Below are 23,133 nucleotides of genomic sequence, written 5' to 3'. Positions count from 1 at the left end.
AAATTGTATAACATACATAATATAAGGAATTAATTAAAAGGGCGAATAACTATATTTTACAATATGAACGCAATAATATTTTCGGTTATAAGTGGTGTTGTAATGATGTTTACAGGCATTATTACCCGGCAAAGGAAAGCCATTAGAAATGTGGCTATCATTGCATTGATAGTACTTTTATTAGCCAATATTTTTGACACGTATGGCATTTTAAGTATTCACATTGGTACACATGGAATGTTGAACTTTCAAAAATTTGGGCTTTATTTTAATACACTGGCCTATGCAGCTACTTTGTTGTTTATACTTATAAGTGGTGCCGATGTAACGCAAGTTGGTGAAGGGAAACATGCTGCAGAATTTTTTGCACTAATTTTCTTCTCATTGTCCGGAATTGCCATTATTACTTCATATAACTCATTGTTATTGCTTTTTTTAGGAATAGAAATTATGTCTATTCCGCTATATATTCTTACCGGAGGTGATAAACGAAATTTAAAAAGTAATGAAGCTTCATTAAAGTATTTCTTAATGGGTTCATTTTCCACAGGTATTTTATTAATGGGTATTGCATTAATGTATGGTGCGCATGGTGGTTTTGAAATTAGTGCCATAAAACCTTCAGCAGTATCAAACGAGTTTGGAATTTTAGATCCTTTAGGTTTGGTGTTGGTGTTCATTGCCATTGCTTTTAAAGTTTCAGCAGCACCTTTTCATTTTTGGACACCGGATGTTTATGATGGCTCACCTAGTGTGTTCACATCATTTATGGCTACTATTGTTAAAGCAGCCGGTTTCATTGCTTTTATTCGTTTGTTTGATAATAAATATGTTGAATTAGGACTATCCTGGAGAATTATTTTGCCTTTGGTAATTATAGCTACTTTGTTGGTAGGAAACATTACGGCTATTTTTCAGCAAAGTGTAAAACGCATGATGGCTTATTCCAGTATTGCACAAGCTGGCTTTATGCTGTTTGCCGTTTTTGCTGAAAATGATATGGCAAAAGAAGGTATTTTAATATATACTGTTGCTTATTCCGTAGCTACGATTGGTATTTTTGCCATATTAGAAAAAATGGAAGATATTTCATTAGCCGGTTATAATGGCTTGGCCAAAAAGCATCCGTTATTAGCAGCTACCAATACTATTTTTCTATTATCATTAACGGGTATACCGCTTACTGCCGGGTTCTTTGCTAAGTATTATATGTTGTTATCGGTAATTAAGTACGGCGGTAGTACTGTTACTTGGTTGGTAATTGTTGCTGTAATTTTTGCTGCTATTAGTGCGTATTACTATTTCCGGGTTATTCAAGCTATGTATTTTAAAACAGGCAACGCAGAAGTGCGTAGTTATAATAAGGGCTTTTGTTTTATGCTTGTTATTTTAGCAGCCATTACTATTTTAATTGGTATTTTCCCAACTATTATTTTAAACTGGTTTTACTTTTAGTATTTAAGTATTCATTCGTATTAGCATTTGTATGTATTGCCATTAACTATGTTGCCATAAAAACGGAACGTACAAGTGAGTGACACAACCGACGATGACCATTGTGTTGCAGCCGATAACATAAAAAATTAAAAAATAAATTGATGGTGTGGCTTTTGCTGCCGTCTGTTTATGTTTTGCTGCGTTTATCCTTTTGTGTTTTATTGTTATGCTTTAGCCCTTATCTTTAGAAAGATTTTTTGCTTAAAAACATAGCATGACCATTACCGACTCATTTACTTTAGCTTATAAAAATGTAAAGGGCAATAGGCTTCGCTCAGGTATTACGATTGCCATTATTGCTTTTGGCATAATGGCATTGATTGGTATTATTACGGCTATTCAGGCAATGAACCAAAGCTTGCGTGAAAGTTTTTCATTAATGGGTGCTAATGCGTTTGTTATTAAATATAAGGAATCGCGAATAAGTTTTGGGAGGGGCGAAAGTGTAAAGAAAACTTCCCGTGGTGCTAAAACTAAAATATCGAACTTGGATAAAACCATTCGACGCGAGGATGCAGTTTATTTTAAAAATGCATATCATTATCCGTCATTAGTAAGTGTTTACATGCGTGGTCCGGGTAATGTGGAGTGCTATTATGGTAATAAAAAAACCAATCCTGTTGTTACGGTTTGGGGTGGCGATGAAAATTATTTAATGGTAAATGGTTTTACCCTGCAGGCAGGAAGAAATTTAAACAGTCTTGATGTGCAAAGTGGGCGCAATGTTTGTATTTTAGGTAGCAATGTGGCCACTAAATTATTTGGAGAAAATATTGAAACAGCATTAGATCACATTATTAAAGTAGGGGGTATTCCTTATAGAGTGATAGGTGTTTTGAAAAGTAAAGGTTCGAGTGGTTTACTAAGGCAAGATGATATTGTGATTACTTCCTACAACAGTGCACGTAGGTTAGCCAATGCATCACCGTCATATTTTATTGGTGTGAAGGTTGATAATGTTGCAATGTTAGATCCTGCAATTGGCGAAGCAACTGCGCAGTTTAGAGGCATTAGAAAATTATTACCTACGGATGCTGATAATTTTTCCATTGAAAAGAGTGATAAGTTTGCTGAATTGTTTATTACTTTTTTAAGTAGCATTACCGCAGCTGCAGCGGCTATTGGTATGATTACGCTAATTGGTGCTGCTATTGGATTAATGAATATTATGCTAGTATCAGTTAATGAACGTACTAGGGAAGTGGGACTTATAAAAGCAATTGGAGGTAAAAGTAAGAACGTGCGTCAGCAATTTTTATTTGAAAGCATGATTATAAGCTTATTGGGTGCTTTATTTGGAATTATTTTAGGCGTTTTGGTGGGGAATATATTTTCTATTTTTCTCAAAACCGGGTTTGTTGTACCCTGGATATGGGTAACTATTGGTATTATAATATGTTCATTAGTTGGATTTGCGGCAGGCCTTTATCCTGCCATTAAAGCAGCACGCTTAAACCCAATTGTAGCCTTGCGTTATGAATAACGGTAACGTATTTGTGTTTTAAATTATTGCTTCAAGAATAATTTTAGTTTATCATTAATGTAGTAAATTAAATCTTCCTTCGATGGGTGTTGTCTAAGCCATTTGAAGCTTGGGCGGTAGGTTTCCATGAACAATAAAAGGGAGTCGGTTGGTAAGGTTACATATTGTTTTAAAACAGTTGGATTAAAACGGTAGTTAATATAGTGCTCTTGCTCCATACGATTAAATAATTTAATTGCTTCACGTTTACGTTTGTCGGGACCAAAAAAGTGATCAATATTAATTCCCATTCCTACGCCTGAATTGCCATTTGATACAGTTGGTATGGTGTAATCAGTAGTGGTGGAAAAGAAATCTTTTCTTCGATGAATGCTATCTAACTGGTATGCCGAATAACCCCGATGTGCTTTTACAGTAACTTCATTGAGTAGGTTGGAAAGTGGGTGTAAGTGAACAACGTAACCTGGTTGCTGTAATAGTGCCGCAGTTACTTTAATTGTATCGAATGAATAACTTATGGAAGCAATTGAAAGTATATCTCCTGCTTTTGCCGGAATAGAAAAAATGCCTTTTTCATTAGATAGCACAGTTTTTTTATTATTTAAATTGGTAATGCTGGCAAAGTAAATCGGTTCTTTGGTTAGGCTGTCTTTAATAGTTGCTTTAAAATTTTGGGCAGTTAAATTTTGCAGCACAAGCATGGCTAATAAAACTAATACACAGTTTTTTTTCATGAGGTTTATTTCTTGTTACAAAGTTATTGCTCTATGCTATTATTTTAAAGTATGTTGGGAAATAAAAAAGAGTTGCGAAAAGCAACTCTTTTTGTAAACGAAATTATTCTAACTAAACTAGCTTTTAGGATCTAAGGCTTTTTTAATTCTTTCAGATAAATCTTGTAAGTGGTATTTACTTAATCTGTCGCTTGTTGTAGGAATAGCGGCATTAACGGCGGCCAACAAAGTTCTTAATTCACCTCTTGCAACAGATGGCACATCGGTATTAGCAGTGTTGATAATTGAAAGATTGAATCCACGTGCAGTTGGGGTAAGGCTTGCGGCATTTGATTTAGTAGGATCAGTCAAGTCAATCAATTTAGCAACATAAGCTTTTTGTAAATTTCTGCGATAAGCATCAATTGGCTTATTGCTGTATATTTCATTGAAGATACCTTTCTGTACATCATCCATCATTTCATCTAAACCATAAGTGTTATTACCAAAGCGGTTTCGACTGGTTTGTAAGCGATATAAACGGCCTGCATCTAACAAACTATTTAAAGTGCTCACTTGAAGGTTCTGTATTGCTTCATTAGCAGTGGGGTTGGAAATTTTATTTAAAATTTCTTTGTCTAATAACCAATTAGGTGTTTGGAACAATTGTGCATTTAAAAATGCTACTGCTGCTTTTTGTTTTTCTTTAGGGGTAGGTGCATATACATCGCCTTTTTGTTCTACACTTTTAAAGGTTTCTTCAATGCCGCCTACATTTTTTGTTACATGTCCCATATAGCGTGCAAATTGTCCTACCAACTGCTGGTACATATCACTTAAATTTTGGTATTTATCTGCTTCTTCTTTTGTCCAAACGGGTAATTGAACCAATATTCTTTTCAAGTTCATAATGCCGTAATTGCTGGCTTTAACCGCATCATCACCTAAATCTTCAGTTTGTGCACGGGGGTCTACATTTCTACCTTCACCACCAAACCATAAGCGTGGATTTTTAAGACTATCTACAGCCCATTTGTTCGTAACCAGTTCATCTTTTTTAGGGTCATTAATACCTGTATAAGTATATCCCCATTGAATAGCCCATTTATCATAGTCGCCAATGCGTGGGAATAAGCCGGCTTCGCTGATATTGTCTTCGGGTTGTGCAACATAGTTAAAGCGAGCATAGTCCATAATTGAAGCAGTATGGCCATTGGCTTCAACCCATGCTTTGTTACGCAATAATTCAACAGGTGTTTTGCTGCTACTACCCATGTTATGGCGTAAGCCTAATGTGTGTCCCACTTCGTGTGATGAAACAAAACGAATTAATTCGCCCATCAATGAGTCATCAAATTTCATTTTTCTGGCTTTAGGATCAACAGCTGCAGTTTGAATCATATACCAGTCGTGAACAAGTTTCATTACATTATGGTACCATCCAATGTGGCTTTCTAAAATTTCACCGCTACGAGGGTCATGAACATTTGGCCCATAGGCATTTTCAATATCGGAGGCAAAGTAGCGGATAACTGAGTAACGAGCATCCTCTAAACTCATGGTAGTATCATTTTCCGGCCATTCTTTGGCAACAATTGCATTTTTAAAACCGGCTTTTTCAAAAGCTTTTTGCCAATCATTAACACCGGCAATTAAGTAGGGGCGCCATTGTTTTGGAGTTGCAGGATCAATGTAATAAACAATTTGTTTAGCAGGTTCCACTAGTTCACCACGTTTGTATTTTTCCATGTCTTCAGGTTTAGGTTCCAAACGCCAGCGAACTGCAAACACTTGGTTATCAACTTTCTGTTGGTTATCACTATAAATAGTATAATCATCAGCAAAGAAACCAACACGTGGATCGAATAATCTTTTGTGCATAGGAGTTTTAGGTAGCAATAACATAGAAGTGTTTAGTTCAATTGTTACTGCACCTGCATCCATTGCAGCTGGTAAAGGCTCGCTTTGAGGCATTGGCGATGGTGCACCACCAAAAAGATTACCGGCAGGAGAGGGGGTTGAACTATATGTTTTTACAGTTCTTATTTCAGTGTTGATAGGATAAGTATGTATGCTTTCAATATAAGAACGGTCGGCAGCTAACATGGAAAGGCTTAATCTGCGTTTTATGGCAGGGGTTAAACTTACTGCTTGATTATCGCCTTTAAAGAAATCGGTTACATCAATTACAGAAGAGGTTGAATCTTTTCCAAATGCTGCAATTGGGAAAGCTGCAGCTATAGGGTTAAGGTTAGAGTTTTTAACTGCTTTTGAAATTTCATTAGTTGAATCAGCATAATTAATTAGAGTAATTACCTTCATAAATACTTTATTATCAGGGCCTTTGTCAAATTCAACGGTTTGTTGATTTACCAATTCTCCTCCATAATTTCTTCCACCACCTGGTGTTTTACTGTAACGAGTTACCGCCAAAATTTCCCTTCCTAAAAGGGAGTCTGGTATTTCAAAATAATATTTATCTTCTACTTGGTGTACTGTAAATAAGCCCTTGTGGGTAATGGCTTTGTTGGTAATAACTTCTTTATAGGGTTTAGGACCTGTAGCAGGTTTAGCAGCCATGTTTGGCATGCCTGCTCTTCCGTTTAGCATGGGAAACCTTGATGTGTCGGGCCTTTGCTGGGCAAACAACCAAGTTCCACTTAGTAAAATAAGGGAAAAGGTTAACGTTTTCTTCATATAGTGTTATTTAAAATTTTAATGGATGAAGATAACGAGAGCAATTGAAAAAAAATTGCTTTTTGATAATTTTTGATGAGCGGTTTAAAAGAGTAATTTTATAGACCAAACCATTACTAATATCGGGTAAAACACGATTTTAAACGATATAAGTAAAATGTTATAAAAAAACTAATTTGCAACTTTAATGAAAATAACTATTTTACAGCCCCATAAAAAAAATTGAAACATTGTTTTGTTTTTTCAAAATAATTTTCAGTAGAATTGTGAAATCTTTTTAACACTGTAATTTAAAAACCAAAAAACAATTGAACCATGGCGGACATTAAACCCACAGCTTCAACAACTGCTGCTAAACCAGCATCATCAGCTCAACATCCTAAAAGAAAAGGAAATGCTATTTCATGGATTGCACCTTTAATTTGTGTAATTGTTGGATATTTATTTTGGCGATTCTATTTAGGTGCTCCTGACCATTTTTCTCAACCAGATCCCGATGCAAGTCACTGGTTTTGGCCAAGTCATAAAGGACCCAAAACAACCGTACCTATTGCTAAAATGTATGAAGGAGGTATTATCGTACCCTTATTAATTGGTACCTTTTTAACTGTATTAACTTTTGTGGTTGAAAGATTTTTAACCGTTACAAAGTCAACAGGCACTGGTAGCGTTCCTGAATTCATTCGTAAAGTGCAATTTCATTTAGCTAATAAAGATGTTGACAAAGCTTTAGCTGAATGTGACAAACAAAAAGGTTCAGTTGGTAATGTGATGAAAGCCGGCTTACGTAGGTATAAAGAAATGATTACAAACACTGAATTGGATACAGAACAAAAAATTTTAAATATTCAAAAGGAAATTGAAGAAGCAACTGCACTTGAATTACCTATGTTAGAAAAGAATCTTGTATTCCTTTCAACTATTGCATCTGTTGCAACTTTGTTAGGTTTGTTAGGAACTGTATTAGGTATGATTAAAGCCTTCTCTTCATTAGGTGAAGAAGGTGCCGGTGGAGATGCTGCTCGTGAACTTTCAGTAGGTATTTCTGAAGCCTTGTTTAATACTGCTTTAGGTATTGGTACTTCAGCAATCTCAATTATTTTCTATAACATTTTCACTACCAAAATTGATGGTATTACTTTTGGTATTGACGAATCTGGTTTTACTTTAACTCAAAGTTTTGCTGCAAACTATAAATAATAAAAGTTTGTGGAAAAATTCGGAATCAGTATCTCATTAGTGAATTAATGTAAAATTAGAAAAATGGCAAGACCAAAATTACCACGAAAAAGCACGAATGTAGACATGACTGCTATGTGCGATGTGGCCTTTTTGCTGCTAACCTTCTTCATATTAGCAACAAAATTTAAGCCACCCGAGGCTATTGAAATTGTGACTCCAAAATCTGTCGCTTCTAAAGTTGCTCCTTCGAAAGATGTAGTATTAGTAAGTGTGGATAGAGATGGCAAAGTTTTCTTTTCGGTAGAAGATGCCGATGTAAAAAAAGAAATTGCCAATGAAATTAATACTACTAAAAACTTAGGCATAGATGTAAATGCTTTTGTAAATGCCCCATTTATTGGAGTTCCTTTTAGCCAACTAAAATCATTTTTAGCAATGCCTGAAACAGAACGGAAAGCCAATATGTTACCGGGGATACCTGTTGATACAACAAAAGGACCCAATGAAATGATAGATTGGATGCGTTATGCGGTAAGTGCTTACCAAGGTAAAAAAATGAATTTGTTGTTGAAGGGTGATAATAAAGCTAAATATCCTTCTATTGAAGGAGTTATTAATGCCTTTAAAAAGACCGATCAATTAAAATTTGAAATGGTAACTAATCCTGAAGCAGTACCAACCGGTAGTGAATTATGGAAATTAGCACAGAAAGGACAAAGAACTGAAGACTAAGAAAACCCAATTTTTACACATTAAAATTATCCTGATATGGCAGAAATGGATACCTCGTCCTCTGGCGGGGGACATAAGAAAGGCCCGGGCGTCAAAAAAGGGAAGAAAATGTCTACTCGTGTAGACCTGACGCCAATGGTAGACTTAGGGTTTCTATTAATTACTTTCTTCATTTTTACTACTACTATGAGCCAACCCACGGCAATGAAGCTCTTTTTACCTAAAGATGCAGATAAGCCGGATGAGCAAAATAAAATCAAAGAATCGGGTGCCTTAACCATATTATTAGGCGGTGACAATACTGTCTTTTATTATGAAGGTGAATTAGCACCCAATGGCGCTAATTTCAAATCGGCAAATTATAGTAATGGTGATGATGGTATAAGAGCAGTAATTTTAAGAAAGAAAGCAAGTACACCTGAAAAAGATTTAATGGTTGTAATTAAACCTTCACCTCAATGTACTTACAAAAATGTTGTAGATGCTTTAGATGAAATGTCAATTAACGTAATTAAACGTTACGCCTTGGTTGATATTTCTCCGGTAGAAGAGCAACTGGTTGAAAAATCAGAAGCTGCTGCTGCAACTCAAAGTAAGTAATAAAAGATGTGAAAATAATTAGTAACCGCATCTCATTTTAAAGTAAATTATCATGGACGCAAAACAAATTTTAAATGCCGACTTCCTTGACATCCTGTTTGAAGGTAGGAACAAAGAATACGGAGCATACGAATTGCGCAAAACTTACAATAAGCGAATAATTACTGGTATAATTGTTATGCTTGTTTTTACAGCGCTGTTCCTACTGCTTACGGTGTTAGGGAATTCAACCAAAAAAGCAAAAGCACAAATATTTGTGCAGGATGTTTCTTTGGCGAATGTTACAGATAAACCCAAGGAACCGCCACCACCTCCACCTCCACCACCTCCAAAGGTTGAACCACCTAAAGTGGAGATTACCAAATTCACTCCTCCTAAAATTGTAAAAGATCAGGAAGTAAAAGAACCACCTCCAGAAGTTGCAAAATTAGAAGATACTAAAATTGGTACTATTAATCAGGAAGGTGCGAAGGACATGGGGATAGTTGCCCCTGTAGTTGAAAACAAAGGAACTGGTGTGGTTGAAGCACCCAAACAACAAGAAGATTATGACAAAATCTTTACTGTTGTGCAAATACAAGCCGAATTCCCGGGCGGTATGGCTGCTTGGCAAAAATTTTTGGAAAGAAATTTAAATGCTAGCGTTCCTGTTGACAATGGAGCTCCTCCCGGTAAATACACAGTTGTGTTAAGCTTTATAGTTGATAAAACCGGTGCTATCAGTGATATTAAAGCTGAAAATGATCCAGGATATGGCACAAAAGAAGAAGCTATTCGTGTATTGAAAAAGAGCCCTAATTGGAAGCCTGCTGTTCAAAACGGTAGAAACGTAATCTATCGCCAACGTCAAAGCATTACCTTCCAGGTAGCTGATGAGTAAATTCAACAATTGATACTATAAAAAAAGCCTGTATTTAATACAGGCTTTTTTTATGCTTTATAAATACATTTTTACCATTTTTATTACCTTAATTTGTCAGAATTTATTTTTCTAAACCATGCAACCAATTCTTTCTTCAACAACCATTGTAGCATTAGCTTCAGGCTACGGACAAGGTGCAATTTCTGTTATTCGTTTAAGTGGGAATGAGGCTATATTAATTGTTTCAAAGTTTTTTCGCGGCAAAAACCTCATCAAACAATCAGGCTATACACTTCATTTTGGAGAAATAATAAACAATGATGAAGTAATTGATGAAGTACTAATTACTCTATTCAAAGCACCTAAAAGTTATACAGGCGAAGATGTGGTTGAAATAAGCTGTCATGCATCTTCATACATTATTGACAAGATTATTCAATTGTGCATTGCCAATGGTGCCCAACTTGCAATGCCTGGTGAGTTTACACAACGTGCTTTTTTAAATGGGAAAATGGATTTGACACAAGCAGAAGCTGTTGCAGATTTAATTGCCAGTAATGCAGCTGCCGCACATAAAGCGGCCATGCATAATTTAAAAGGTGGCTTTAAACATGTTTTGGATGGTATGCGTGAACAGCTTATTCATTTCACTGCACTGATTCAATTAGAACTCGATTTTAGTGATGAAGATGTAACTTTTGCAGATAGAACACAATTGCTTGAATTACTGAATAAACTTAACAATAAAACCAATCAATTAATACAATCATTTTCATTAGGTAATGCCATTAAAAATGGTGTAAATGTTGCAATTGTTGGAAAACCTAATGCCGGGAAAAGCACGCTATTAAATGCTTTATTAAACGAAGAACGTGCCATAGTAAGTGCTATACCCGGAACTACACGTGATACTGTTGAAGAGTCCATTAATATCAATGGCATCATTTATAAATTGATAGATACGGCTGGTATTCGTGAACATACAGTGGATGAGATTGAAGCAATTGGTATTGCCCGAAGCAAAAAAGCACTAGAAAAAGCAGATATTGTGATTTTTTTATTTGACGTGAATGATTCGATAGATTCTATACTTAAACAAATTAATAATTGGAATTTACTACAATACAAATGCATTGCCGTTGGTAATAAATGCGATTTATCGGGTAATAGTTTATCTTTCTTGCAGCAGCATTTTGCTGCGCTTCCTATTCAGCAAAAAATTTTTATTTCTGCATTACAAAAAATTGGAATAGATTCAATTAAAACCATGTTATATGATATGGTTATTGGTGGTAAGCTAAACTTTGAACAGGCTATCATCACTAATCTACGGCATTATAATGCATTAATTGAATTAAAAAATGCATTAACTGATGTTCAAAATGGCTTAGAACAAAATTTATCCGGCGATTTATTAACCATCGATATTAACCGTTGCCTTTATTTTTTGGGTACAATAACCGGAAAAATTGAAACTGATAGAGATATTTTAGGCGCCATATTTAGTAAATTCTGTATTGGAAAGTAACTATCTTTCCTTTGTTTCATAAATGCTTGTTTTTATTGGGTTTTAGCTGATTTATCCTTCTCTTATTTGTTGCCAAATTATTGCTCTGAAAAGTTGCCCTTTTTTATTGCACAATAAGTTAAGTAGGAGAGTAAATATGACAAATTGTAACACTCTATCACTTTGAGGCACTACAATAAAATACAGGCAAAAGGAAAGAAATATTGCTTGAATTCGACAGAAAATACTTAAATTATGTAGTGAGTTAAGCAAACCTTTACAATGTAATTTCTTATAATTCATAAAATGGATTTTTATGACAAATAATCAACTAAAAGAACGCATAGAGCAGGAAATAGTTAAGACACAAAAGCAAATTGAAGAATACCGGGAAATAACGAAACCAGTTGCTCCTGATGTGGCTATTGGTCGCCTTTCACGCATGGATGCCATTAATAATAAAAGTGTGATGGAGGCTGCCTTGCGGCAAGCCGAGGAGAAGCTAAAGAAACTACAATATGTGCTCACAAGGGTGGGTAGCCCTGATTTTGGTATCTGTCTGAAATGTAAGGCACCTATACCGCTTGGGCGAATATTCCTCAGACCCGAAAGCCTGTACTGCGTACATTGTGCAAAATAGATGTGGGCGGGTAACAACCGCCCACATCCGTTTAAACTTTATCAATTACTACCTTGTAAGTAGGATCTTCCAGCACATTTACGTCAATTATTTCTTCTGCGTTTTTAAGCAGTTTTCTGCAATCGGGGCTTAAATGTTTCAGGTGCAGTTTTTTCCCAACTTTTTGGTAGCGTTCTGTAATCTTATTTAAGGCTTCAATAGCCGACATATCAACCACCCGGCTTTCTGCAAAATCAATAATAACTTCTTCAGGGTCGTTCAGCACATCAAATTTTTCATTGAAAGCAGTTACCGAGGCAAAAAATAAAGGACCGTATATTTCATAGTGCTTAATGCCATTGCCATCTACATACTTTCTTGCCCGGATGCGTTTGGCGTTATCCCAGGCAAATACCAAAGCGGCAATAATAACACCAATAATTACGGCCAATGCCAAATTGTGTAGTACCACCGTAACAAGGGTTACCATTATCATTACAAATATGTCAGATTTGGGCATACGCCTAAAGGTTTTCAGACTGGCCCACTCAAAAGTTCCAATAGCCACCATAATCATCAACCCGGTAAGTGCTGCCATAGGTACTTTTCCTATCAGGCTCGAGCCAAACATTACAAACACCAGCAACATTACAGCAGCCACAATGCCCGAGAGCCTGGCCCTGGCTCCGTTGGATATATTTATCAAACTCTGCCCAATCATGGCACAGCCGCCCATACCGGAGAAAACCCCCGATAAAATATTGGCGGCACCCTGGGCAACCGCCTCTTTATTGCCCCGGCCGCGGGTTTCGGTTATTTCATCCACAATATTCAGGGTTAACAAACTCTCAATCAAACCTACACCGGCCACTATCGCTGCATAAGGGAAAATCAGTTTCAGTGTTTCCAGATTAAAGGGAATATCGGGTATATGAAATGGTGGAAATCCGCCTTGTATGGACGCAATATCTCCCACTGTTTTAGTTTCAATACCAAAAGCAGACACGATACCAAATACCACCAGTATGGAAGTAAGTGAAGCCGGTACGGCCTTCGTTATTTTAGGTAGTCCATAAATAATTGCCATTGTTAATAGCACAAGTCCCAACAAAATATACAGCGGTGTGCCTGTAAGCCAGTTGCCGGAGCTATCTTTAAACTGTGCCAACTGCGACATAAAAATGATAATAGCCAGGCCATTTACAAAACCGAAAATTACCGGATGCGGCACAAGCCGAATGAGTTTTCCTAAACGCAGCAAACCGGCTGCCATTTGAAGGATACCGGCAAGTAGCACAGTGGCAAATACATATTCAACGCCATGTGTTTTTGCCAGTGCCACAATAACTACCGCAACGGCCCCTGTAGCTCCTGAAATCATACCGGGTCTGCCGCCAAAAATAGAAGTGATTAATCCAATAACAAATGCAGCATAAAGCCCTGTAAGGGGCGAAAGACCCGCAATCAACGCAAACGCCACAGCTTCGGGTACAAGGGCAAGTGCTACGGTAAGCCCCGAAAGAACCTCAGTTTTGTAATCTACTTTTTGTTTAAAATCAAATAGGTTTAAATATTGCTTCATGAAATGTATTTTTTAAATAAAATGATATCCTGTCTGGTTTAAAAACCAGAGAATTATAAACTACTATAACAATGGAAACTACGCTACTAAGGTGGAGTAACTGGAGGAAGTAAATTGATAGAGTTGCTTTTTTCCATAAAGAGCGGTAAAATTAGTCTTTTTTATGCGAATAGGCAAACTCTTGTGTTAAAATACTTTATGGTGAAATAGCTAATCCAATACAGGATGCTAAAAACTTAAAAACTTCTGGATATCAAAATATTGCTCGTATATATACAAATAATATTAAATATGTCAGTAGCAACAAAAGCAAATTTTATTTTACCAAAGAATAGGAACAAGCAGCTCGTTTTGTAAAAGCGTTTGGGCATTCAGTACGTGTTGCTATTTTGCAATGGCTCCATTCACAGGCATGTTGTTTTCATGGCAATATGGCTGAATAACCACCCCATTGCCAAATCAACCTAATCACAGCACCTAAATGAGCTGAAAGATGCCGGTTTGATACAGGGATATGTAACCCTGCTAACTTTAAGTACTGCATCAAACGGGAGAATTAGGCTATTGCAAAAAAACTATTTGTCCGTTAAAAATTAACATCGTAATATTGCGATACGTATGGGGATTACCAAGTCAGAAATATTTACAGCGAAGCAAAATAAGATTGCAACCATGCTAAAAGCGTTGGCCCATCCTGCAAGAATAGCTATTATTCAACAGCTTACGCGGTTTGAACATTGCATATGCAGCGATTTGGTTAATGAATTAGGTTTGGCACAACCAACCATTTCTCAACACCTAAAAGAGTTGAAGAATATCGGTATCATAAAAGGTTGTGTAGAAGGGAAAAGCATCAGCTATTGCATTAATCAGAAAGTGTGGATGCAGGTAAAGAAGGAATTTGATTCACTTTTTGCCAGTAAAGGTGAACCCATTGGTTAAATTTTTTTGTTTTAACTTATCGTAATATTGCAATAAAACAATATATAATAGTATGTCATCGAATAATTGTACACCGGCACACGAAAGAAAAAAGCTCAGTTTCTTAGACCGTTACTTAACTTTATGGATATTTTTAGCAATGGCAATTGGAGTTGCAATTGGCTATTTTTTTCCAACCTCATCCACCTTTATTAATTCATTCTCATCAGGCACTACCAATATTCCTTTGGCAATAGGTTTAATTTTAATGATGTACCCTCCTTTTACCAAAGTAAAATATGATAAACTGAAAGAAGTTTTTAAAAACACCAAAATACTTGGCATTTCTTTATTCCTGAATTGGATCATTGGCCCGGTATTGATGTTTGTATTGGCAATTACTTTTTTGCATAACTATCCAGAATACATGATAGGATTAATTCTTATTGGCCTTGCCCGTTGCATTGCCATGGTCATTGTTTGGAATGAATTGGCCGAGGGCAGCAGGGAATATGCAGCAGGACTGGTTGCATTAAACAGTATTTTCCAGGTACTTCTTTACAGTGTATATGCTTATGTATTTGTTACTTTGCTGCCACCCTTGTTTGGTATCAGAGGTTCAGTAGTGGATATTACCATCGGTCAGATTGCAAAGAGTGTGGCTATTTATTTAGGTATTCCTTTTTTAGCAGGATTCTTAACAAGAGTTATTCTTTTAAAAATGAAAGGTGAAGAATGGTATCAAACAAAATTCATCCCCGTTGTTTCGCCCATTACACTAGTAGCATTACTTTTTACAATCGTTGTGATGTTTAGTTTGAAAGGTGAACTGATAGTTCAAATTCCATTTGATGTAATAAGAATTGCTATTCCGTTAGTCATCTATTTTGCCATCATGTTTTTGGTGAGCTTTTTTGTTGGGAAAAAAATGGGAGCTGATTATTCTACTAACGCATCTATTGCATTCACAGCAGCAGGTAACAATTTTGAATTAGCCATTGCCGTTGCAATTGGAGTGTTTGGTATTAACAGTGGTCAGGCTTTTGCAGGAGTTATAGGTCCCTTGGTAGAAGTACCTGCGTTAATAGCATTGGTAAATGTGGCATTTTGGATAAGAAATAAATGGTTTACAATAAGCACAAACGATGTTCATAAAATTAGCCCTTAACTTGTATAACACTGTATCCATTTTATTGATAGAAATGTTTTGTGATGTAACTTTAATTGCATCATATATTTTCTATGCTTTTTTCTGAAAAAATTATTCGGTTTAATCAACAGCTGCATATTCCACATAGCTTACCTCAAAATATAATGGCCTTTAATCCATTTAAAAATGATGCTTATGCAGTGATGGTTATGGAGCAGTTTTATCGCAAATTTTATAATGATAACCTTCAGCGTTTTTTTATCATTGGTATTAATCCCGGACGTTTTGGTGCAGCCGTTACCGGTATCCCATTTACTGATTCAAAAAGATTAATTGGATATTGCGGAATTGATTTTAAGGGTAAAATTACACATGAACCATCCTCTGTGTTTGTTTATGAAGTAATTAAGGCATTTGGAGGAGTTGAAAAGTTCTACAAGCATTTTTACATTAATTCTATTGTCCCTTTAGGATTTGCTAAGCTATCATCGAATAACAAATGGTTGAATTATAATTATTATGATGATATTGGGTTAAAAAATACATTAAAATCATTTATTGTACAAAGTATTAGAAAGCAAATCAAATTTGGTTTACATACCCATATTGTTTTTTGTTTAGGTAGTGGCAAAAATTTTAATTATTTGAATCAGTTAAATGAGCAATACAGTTTTTTTAAGAAAATAGTTCCGCTAGAGCATCCCAGGTTTATTATGCAATACAAGCACAATCAAAGGCAAATTTATATTGAAAAATATCTAATGCAATTGCAACAGGCAAATAGTGGTTTAATTTAAATCCTTAAACTTTGACTGCCTTTTTAATTCAATTTTTTCCACTAAATGAATTAAATTTATGTAGTTATTCCTGAGCTCTTTTTTTAATGGGTGCAAATTCGTAAAATTTATAAATATTCAATTATGCAAAATGATTATTTGAAAATTACTCGACAATTAAATACAACAAAGGGAAATTTTACCTACTATAGTCTACCGGAATTACAAAGGCAGGGATATGATATTGAAAAAATGCCCTTTTCAATAAGGATTCTTTTAGAAAATGCGGTAAGAAATTTTGATGATTTTGCTATTACCAAAGAAAATGTAGCAACACTTTTAAATTGGCAACCTAAGGCTTCAGATAAAGACATTCCCTTTAAACCTGCCAGAGTTTTAATGCAAGATTTTACGGGCGTACCTGCTGTAGTTGATATAGCTTCCTTACGTACAGCCATTGCTGAAAAGGGAAAAAATCCTGATATCATCAATCCTCTAATACCTGTTGACTTAGTAATAGATCACTCTGTTCAGGTAGATTATTTTGGAACAGAATATGCCTACAATAAAAATATGAACGAGGAGTATAAACGTAATGAAGAACGATATCAATTTTTAAAGTGGGCACAAAAATCATTCAACAATTTTAGTGTTGTACCTCCCGGAATGGGTATTTGTCATCAGGTGAATTTGGAATATTTATCTAAAGGAGTTATTGAAAGAAATGGTATTGTTTTCCCTGATACCTTGGTAGGTACAGATAGTCATACTCCTATGGTAAATGGTATAGGTGTAGTAGCTTGGGGAGTTGGTGGAATTGAGGCGGAAGCAGCTTTATTAGGACAGCCTGTATATTTTATTATGCCCGAGGTAATTGGTTTACAACTAACTGGAAAACTTCCAGTAGGTACTACTGCCACAGATTTGGTACTAACTATTGCGGAATTATTACGCAAGTATGGTGTTGTAGGAAAATTTGTAGAGGTATTTGGCGATGGCTTGAATAATTTAACTGTTCCCGACAGAGCAACAATAGGTAATATGTCTCCCGAATTTGGTTGTACCATTACTTACTTTCCAATTGATGCTAAAACCATTGAATATATGCGCTTAAGTAATCGATCTGAAGAACAATTGATATTGGTAGAAGATTACTGCAAGGCAAATATGTTATGGCGTACTGGAGAAGAAAACATTCATTATACAGATATTTTAACACTCGATTTGTCAACAGTTTCTCCAACTGTTTCAGGTCCAAAACGCCCTCAAGACAAAATTTTATTAAAAGATTTTAAATCAACTTTTGTTCAGTTATTAAAAACCGGATTTGGTCGTGATTATATAGCCACTAACGATACCCTAATTGAAAAATGGAAAGGAGAGGGAGGTAGTCAACCTATGTATGTGCAGGATAATGAGCCGGCAAATATAGTTGGGGTAGAAGTGGAAAATGGCATGAAAAAAGTTTGGGTAAGCTTGGGTGAACAACAATTTATGATTAATGATGGCGCGGTGGTTATAGCTGCAATTACTTCATGTACTAATACCTCTAATCCTTATGTAATGCTTGGTGCAGGATTGGTTGCACGAAAAGCTCGTGAAATGGGTATTGATGTTAAACCCTGGGTAAAAACATCCTTGGCGCCAGGTTCTAAAGTGGTAACTGACTACTTAAAGAAAGCGGACTTACTAACCGATTTAGAAGCACTGCAATTTCATATAGTAGGATATGGTTGCACTTCTTGTATCGGCAACTCAGGTCCGTTACCCTTCCATATTGCAAAAGCTATTGAGGATCATGATTTGATAACAGCCTCTGCGCTATCAGGGAATAGAAATTTTGAAGCAAGAATTCACCCACAAGTGAAAATGAATTTCTTAATGTCGCCAATGTTAGTGGTAGTTTATGCTTTAGCAGGGAGGGTTGATATAGATTTGATGAATGAGCCAATTAGTTATGATAAAAATATGCAGCCTGTTTATTTAAAAGATATATGGCCCAGTAATGATGAAATAAACGCAATCATGCAAAAAGTACTTTCTCCAAAAGATTTTGAAAATAATTACAAAACAATTTTTGAAGGCAATCAAATTTGGCAAAACCTATCAACTTCAAATGATAAGGTATACCAGTGGAATCCTGAATCAACTTATATTAAGCAAGCTCCTTTCTTTCATGACATGCCTGACGAACCTTCTGGTTTACAAAATATCGAAAAAGCAAGGGTATTACTTATGTTAGGTGATAGTATTACCACTGATCATATTTCGCCAGCAGGATCTTTTTCTGAAAATTCCGCAGCAGGAAAATATTTAATTAGCAGAGGTGTTCAAAAATCTCAATTTAATTCATATGGTTCAAGACGTGGTAATGACGAGGTAATGGTGCGAGGCACTTTTGCTAACGTGAGAATAAAAAATAAAATTGCTAAAAAAGAAGGAGGCTACTCTGTTTATTTGCCAACTAATGAGGAAATGACCGTTTATGAAGTAGCTATGAAGTATAAAGCACAACATACACCATTAATTGTTTTAGCAGGAAAAGAATATGGTAGTGGCTCCTCTAGGGATTGGGCAGCGAAAGGTACTTTTTTGTTAGGTATTAAAGCTGTAATAGCGGAAAGTTATGAACGAATACACCGTAGCAATTTAGTGGGTATGGGTGTATTGCCATTGCAATATGTAAACGGTGAAAATGCAGAAACATTGGGGTTAACAGGTAAAGAAACTTTTTCTATAACCGGCATTACTGAAAAATTAAAACCATTAAAACAACTTGAAGTTACTGTAATGAATGATGCGGGTAAAACTTTCAAATTTAAAGTAAATGCTCGTCTAGATTCTGATATTGAAGTTGAATATTATAAGCATGGTGGTATTCTTCAATATGTTTTACGTCAGTTCTTGAAACAATAAATACATAAACTATTTCCAGTTTTCTATTTTTACTTGCCTGCTTACCAGAATGTGTGGGTCGGCATTTTCTTAAACCTGATTTATGGGAAAAGATATTTTTTTAAAACGCGTTTATGATACACCCTCTACTAATGATGGATTTCGTGTATTGGTTGACAGAGTTTGGCCTCGTGGACTTACAAAAGAAAAAGCAAAAGTTGACCTTTGGTTAAAAGATATTGCGCCTTCTTCGGCACTACGGAAATGGTTTGCACACGATATTAATAAATGGCCGGCTTTTGTTGAAAAATATCAAGCAGAATTAAAATTAAACAAAAGCGCTGTAAATACAATATCTCAAATTGCTTCTAAACAAAAATGCACTTTATTGTTTGGTGCAAAAGATACCGAACATAATCAGGCAGTTGTATTGCTTAAATTTTTGCAGCAACTGAAAATATAATTTCATCGGTATAGCTATTTCTTGCTTTCGTCATTGCAAAGCTGTTATTCATCCTATTTCTAATTTTTCCAATCAGTGACTGCTTCCATATTTGTAAAAAAATATGGCACTCAAAAATCTATTTATTTTTATTTGTTTAAGTAGTTTCTACATTTCAATAGCCCAAAGTGTTGATACAGTTGATTTTCATTATCAACATTTCCATTTAAAAAATTTACACTCTGGTCAACGTAAATATTTAGTATACAGTGAGGATTCAGTAACGCATAAAAAATCAGGTGTGTATATTTGGGAAAGAAATATTGCTTTTCCACATCATTCAAATAATCCTATTGTAATTGATCAGAAATGGTTCAGTTTAGACAGTCAGCTTTTTGTTAGAACTATTCATTCCGAAGTAGATTCGCACACATTTTTGCCTACATTACACCATACTATTCTTTCTGCAATTAGTAGACCTCCACATACAGAGCATTATTTGTTTACACCTAAATTAATTTATACAGATTCTTTAATTAGTAACAAAAAATTTAAGTTGGCAATAGCGCATCCCATATTTAACTGGGAGTTAGATTTGGAAACATTTTCCATTTTGCCTTTACAGATAGGAAAATTCTTCGTCATTAATTTCTATCATCCGGGTTCTACTATACTACCGTATTATTATTTGTACAACGTTGAAGGGATGACTACTATATCTCGTTATGCACAAAAATCTATTCAGTGCTATCAAATAAGAATTAATTATCCCAATTCTCATAATTATAGTATTTGGTGGGTGGATGTTAAAACCCATAACGTAATAAAAATGAAAGAGTACTTTAACGGTAAATACAGATATAAAATACTTCTAAACGCGTAAATCTGTCATTGCTCCTGGTTTTTAGGGCATTCTTCTTTTTATAATTCGGCATCTTCAATCAATAGTTTTATTTCGTGCATTCAAATTTCTATAATGACTAAATGTATCAATATGAAAAAGTGTTTTAGCTTATTTGGTTTCATGCTTTTTTTTGCCTTGCAATTAAGTGCACAAGCAAAATTTGATTCCGCAACTTATAATCAATATTATAATAAACTATTCCCGTCAATGATTATTGATTCTTCTACGCATATTACCTCATTGAGCGATGAAGAAAAGATTGAAGCAATTAGCAAAGTCTGGTATGAAGCTAAATTCAACTTTGCCAATTTTGATAAAGTACCCCATTTAAATTGGGATAGTGTGTATAGGGCTTTTTTACCGAAGATGCTGGCAACTAAAAATATTATGGAATCATACAGATTATTACAGCAAATGAATCAACTATTACGCGATGGCCATTCGCGAATTATTGAACCCTTGTATTATTTTTTAAAGGAAAATGATAAATTACCCTTCATTTGTGGAAATATAGATAATAAAGTTGTCGTTATAAAAAATTTGAGTAATGATACTGCTTATCAATCTGTAACGCCGGGCACCGTTATAACTGCAATTGATAATATTCCCATCCAGCAATATATTAAAGAAAATATAAGCCCCTATATTCATTTTTCAACCCCGCAGGATAGTATTAGTAGAATATACACTTACGAATTATTTAAAGGGTTACGCGGAAGTAACGTTCAGCTAACATTTCAGGATCTTAACAACCGTATCGTAAATAAAACTTTTACTCGCTCTTCTAATTTCTTTTTACCTAAAATTATGTATTCGGTATTGCCCAATAATATTGGCTACTTAATTGTTAATAGCTTTGAAAGCGATGATATTGTAAAAAGTTTTGATAGTCTTTTTCCTGCTATTCAAAAATCAAAAGCTTTAATTATCGATGTGCGCTTAAATGGTGGGGGTAATAGTAATATTGGCTATGAAATTTTAGGATGCTTAACCGACAAGCCTTTTCTTACTTCGTTAAATGTTTTGCATACTTATCGTCCTTCGCAAAGGGCATGGGGTGATGGTGCTGTTGCTTTACAATTAGAAACGGATGATTGGAAACCTTACAAAAAAGTTTTGTATAGTAATCCTGTGGCAGTATTAACTTCTGCTGCAACTTATTCGGCTGCTGAAGATTTTACTGTTGCCTATAAACAAATGCAGCGTGGAAAAATATTTGGATCGGCTACAGGGGGAAGTACCGGTCAACCTTTGGGATATAACTTACCGGGCGGCGGTTTGGGTTTTATTTGCACCAAGCGTGATGTAATGGCAAATGGAACTGAATTTGTTGGTGTAGGTGTTATTCCAGATGTTCAGGTAAGTGCTACACTTGCAGGTATTCTCTCCGGTAAAGATGAGGTGTTAAATGCAGCTGTTCAATATTTGTTGACTCAAATTAAATAGTGTTATTTCTATATGCGAAAAATTTATTTTCTCTCTTTTGTGTTGTTTTTGTTTATTATTAATTCAGCGCAAGCCACTTTTCATCTTTACAAGAATTATTTTAACTATTATAGTGGTGATATAAATGATACTTTACCAAAATCTCTTATCTTTTTTGTACCGGTAATTACCTATGCACCGGAAACTAATGTTGCTTTGGGTATTAGTGGAATATGCAGTTATCAAAAACCTTCGTCAGATACTTCTTACTTGCAATTAACTGCTATTTATACCTTCAATCAGCAAACTATTTTAGATGCTGCATTGCGACATTATTTTCATAGTAATAAAAACTTATTGTTAGCAAATACAGTGTATAAAAATTTTCCGGAATATTTTTATGGATTGGGCAATTCTACACCCGATTCCCTATCGCAACTTATTTCAACACATTCATTGCGTGTTAACATTGAATGGTATCAACAAATTAAATCATATTGGTATGTGGGTGGAGTTATTAATATGCTTGATTATTTTAGTATTCATGCGAATGATCCTAATAAAATTCCCTTGCCAGAATTGGGGAACAATGGTGGTTACACATTAGGACTCGGTGCAAGTATTTTACACGATAACCGTGATAATGCTTTTAATGCTACAAAAGGATGGTATTTATGTGCAAATGTTGTAAGCTTTAATCAACAACTTGGCAGTGCATATAATTTTGTCAAATCAAATGTTGATGCTCGCTACTATTTTCGTACCAATAGTAAAACTGTATTGGCGGGTCAATTATTGTATCAGGGTAATTCAGGCAATGTACCCTTTTGGCAAACGGCTGCTTTGGGGGGTAGTAATATGATGCGTGGTTTGTATGCAGGTAGGTATCGCGATAATTATCTTTTAGCTGCACAATCTGAATGGCGCTATCAATTCAGTAAAAAATGGGGCTTTACAACATTTGCTGCATTAGGAAAAGTGGCTAATACCATGAATGAATTGGATGTGCACAATGTACATGCAAGCTATGGAATAGGGTTTAGGCGAAGAATTACGAAAAATAATAAAATAAATATTCGTATTGATGTGGCTAGAAGCGGCAGTGCCACTAACTTTTATGTAAATTTAGCTGAAGCGTTTTAGCAA

At 35.3% G+C, this 23,133-nt stretch carries 19 protein-coding genes; 16 read left to right on the top strand and 3 right to left on the bottom strand.

What is annotated here, in order from left to right; all coding sequences use genetic code 11:
- Positions 1-63 precede the first annotated feature (63 nt).
- Together ACP5P5_RS04460 and ACP5P5_RS04455 are read left to right on the top strand one after the other, a co-directional pair.
- Positions 64-1,455 (top strand): NADH-quinone oxidoreductase subunit N, encoded by a 1,392-nt coding sequence (locus ACP5P5_RS04460; RefSeq protein ID WP_428284907.1) that lies wholly within the window; start codon positions 64-66, stop codon positions 1,453-1,455.
- A gap of 256 nt (positions 1,456-1,711) precedes the next feature.
- Positions 1,712-2,980 (top strand): ABC transporter permease, encoded by a 1,269-nt coding sequence (locus ACP5P5_RS04455; RefSeq protein ID WP_428284906.1) that lies wholly within the window; start codon positions 1,712-1,714, stop codon positions 2,978-2,980.
- 23 nt (positions 2,981-3,003) lie between these two features.
- Here the strand turns inward: ACP5P5_RS04455 and ACP5P5_RS04450 are convergent, their stop codons facing one another.
- Both ACP5P5_RS04450 and ACP5P5_RS04445 read right to left on the bottom strand, forming a co-directional pair.
- Positions 3,004-3,714, bottom strand: a complete 711-nt coding sequence (locus ACP5P5_RS04450) for a hypothetical protein (protein WP_428284905.1) — start codon at positions 3,712-3,714, stop codon at positions 3,004-3,006.
- Positions 3,715-3,831: 117 nt separating this feature from the next.
- A complete protein-coding gene (locus ACP5P5_RS04445) occupies positions 3,832-6,390 on the bottom strand; it encodes a zinc-dependent metalloprotease (RefSeq protein ID WP_428284904.1) in 2,559 nt (852 codons plus the stop codon).
- Between the two features lie 315 nt (positions 6,391-6,705).
- On the opposite strand from ACP5P5_RS04445, the gene ACP5P5_RS04440 reads away from it, so the two are divergent.
- The 6 genes from ACP5P5_RS04440 to ACP5P5_RS04415 all read left to right on the top strand — a co-directional run bounded on the left by ACP5P5_RS04440 (position 6,706) and on the right by ACP5P5_RS04415 (position 11,913).
- A complete protein-coding gene (locus ACP5P5_RS04440) occupies positions 6,706-7,590 on the top strand; it encodes a MotA/TolQ/ExbB proton channel family protein (protein WP_428284903.1) in 885 nt (294 codons plus the stop codon).
- A 63-nt stretch (positions 7,591-7,653) separates the two neighbouring features.
- The gene (locus ACP5P5_RS04435) at positions 7,654-8,304 is read left to right on the top strand and encodes an ExbD/TolR family protein (RefSeq protein WP_428284902.1); all 651 of its coding nucleotides are present in this window, start codon (positions 7,654-7,656) and stop codon (positions 8,302-8,304) included.
- A gap of 36 nt (positions 8,305-8,340) precedes the next feature.
- The gene (locus tag ACP5P5_RS04430) at positions 8,341-8,904 is read left to right on the top strand and encodes an ExbD/TolR family protein (RefSeq protein WP_428284901.1); all 564 of its coding nucleotides are present in this window, start codon (positions 8,341-8,343) and stop codon (positions 8,902-8,904) included.
- Between the two features lie 52 nt (positions 8,905-8,956).
- Complete coding sequence (locus ACP5P5_RS04425) at positions 8,957-9,784, top strand: energy transducer TonB (RefSeq protein WP_428284900.1); 828 nt, start codon at positions 8,957-8,959, stop codon at positions 9,782-9,784.
- 118 nt (positions 9,785-9,902) lie between these two features.
- Positions 9,903-11,294, top strand: a complete 1,392-nt coding sequence (gene mnmE / locus ACP5P5_RS04420) for a tRNA uridine-5-carboxymethylaminomethyl(34) synthesis GTPase MnmE (protein ID WP_428284899.1) — start codon at positions 9,903-9,905, stop codon at positions 11,292-11,294.
- 295 nt (positions 11,295-11,589) lie between these two features.
- Complete coding sequence (locus tag ACP5P5_RS04415) at positions 11,590-11,913, top strand: TraR/DksA family transcriptional regulator (protein ID WP_428284898.1); 324 nt, start codon at positions 11,590-11,592, stop codon at positions 11,911-11,913.
- 31 nt (positions 11,914-11,944) lie between these two features.
- On the opposite strand, the gene ACP5P5_RS04410 is transcribed toward ACP5P5_RS04415, so the two are convergent.
- On the bottom strand, positions 11,945-13,474 hold the full coding sequence (locus tag ACP5P5_RS04410; RefSeq protein ID WP_428284897.1) for a SulP family inorganic anion transporter: 1,530 nt from the start codon (positions 13,472-13,474) through the stop codon (positions 11,945-11,947).
- 672 nt (positions 13,475-14,146) lie between these two features.
- Here ACP5P5_RS04410 and ACP5P5_RS04405 point away from each other — a divergent pair.
- From ACP5P5_RS04405 to ACP5P5_RS04370, 8 genes are all read left to right on the top strand, one after another.
- The gene (locus tag ACP5P5_RS04405) at positions 14,147-14,416 is read left to right on the top strand and encodes an ArsR/SmtB family transcription factor (RefSeq protein ID WP_428284896.1); all 270 of its coding nucleotides are present in this window, start codon (positions 14,147-14,149) and stop codon (positions 14,414-14,416) included.
- A gap of 52 nt (positions 14,417-14,468) precedes the next feature.
- The gene (arsB, locus tag ACP5P5_RS04400) at positions 14,469-15,563 is read left to right on the top strand and encodes an ACR3 family arsenite efflux transporter (protein WP_428284895.1); all 1,095 of its coding nucleotides are present in this window, start codon (positions 14,469-14,471) and stop codon (positions 15,561-15,563) included.
- Positions 15,564-15,637: 74 nt separating this feature from the next.
- Positions 15,638-16,342 (top strand): uracil-DNA glycosylase family protein, encoded by a 705-nt coding sequence (locus tag ACP5P5_RS04395; protein WP_428284894.1) that lies wholly within the window; start codon positions 15,638-15,640, stop codon positions 16,340-16,342.
- A gap of 123 nt (positions 16,343-16,465) precedes the next feature.
- Positions 16,466-19,237 (top strand): aconitate hydratase AcnA, encoded by a 2,772-nt coding sequence (acnA, locus tag ACP5P5_RS04390; protein WP_428284893.1) that lies wholly within the window; start codon positions 16,466-16,468, stop codon positions 19,235-19,237.
- A gap of 82 nt (positions 19,238-19,319) precedes the next feature.
- On the top strand, positions 19,320-19,679 hold the full coding sequence (locus ACP5P5_RS04385) for a DUF488 domain-containing protein (protein WP_428284892.1): 360 nt from the start codon (positions 19,320-19,322) through the stop codon (positions 19,677-19,679).
- Between the two features lie 103 nt (positions 19,680-19,782).
- Positions 19,783-20,541: a hypothetical protein gene (locus ACP5P5_RS04380; RefSeq protein ID WP_428284891.1), complete on the top strand. Its 759-nt coding sequence runs from the start codon at positions 19,783-19,785 to the stop codon at positions 20,539-20,541.
- A gap of 111 nt (positions 20,542-20,652) precedes the next feature.
- Positions 20,653-22,008 (top strand): S41 family peptidase, encoded by a 1,356-nt coding sequence (locus ACP5P5_RS04375; protein ID WP_428284890.1) that lies wholly within the window; start codon positions 20,653-20,655, stop codon positions 22,006-22,008.
- A 12-nt stretch (positions 22,009-22,020) separates the two neighbouring features.
- Positions 22,021-23,130 (top strand): BamA/TamA family outer membrane protein, encoded by a 1,110-nt coding sequence (locus ACP5P5_RS04370; protein WP_428284889.1) that lies wholly within the window; start codon positions 22,021-22,023, stop codon positions 23,128-23,130.
- Positions 23,131-23,133 lie beyond the last annotated feature (3 nt).

Origin of the sequence: Hydrotalea sp. (genome assembly GCF_049968455.1) — a bacterium.
In the GTDB taxonomy this organism is placed as follows: Bacteria; Bacteroidota; Bacteroidia; order Chitinophagales; family Chitinophagaceae; genus Hydrotalea.
This window is presented reverse-complemented; position numbering and strand designations above follow the sequence as displayed.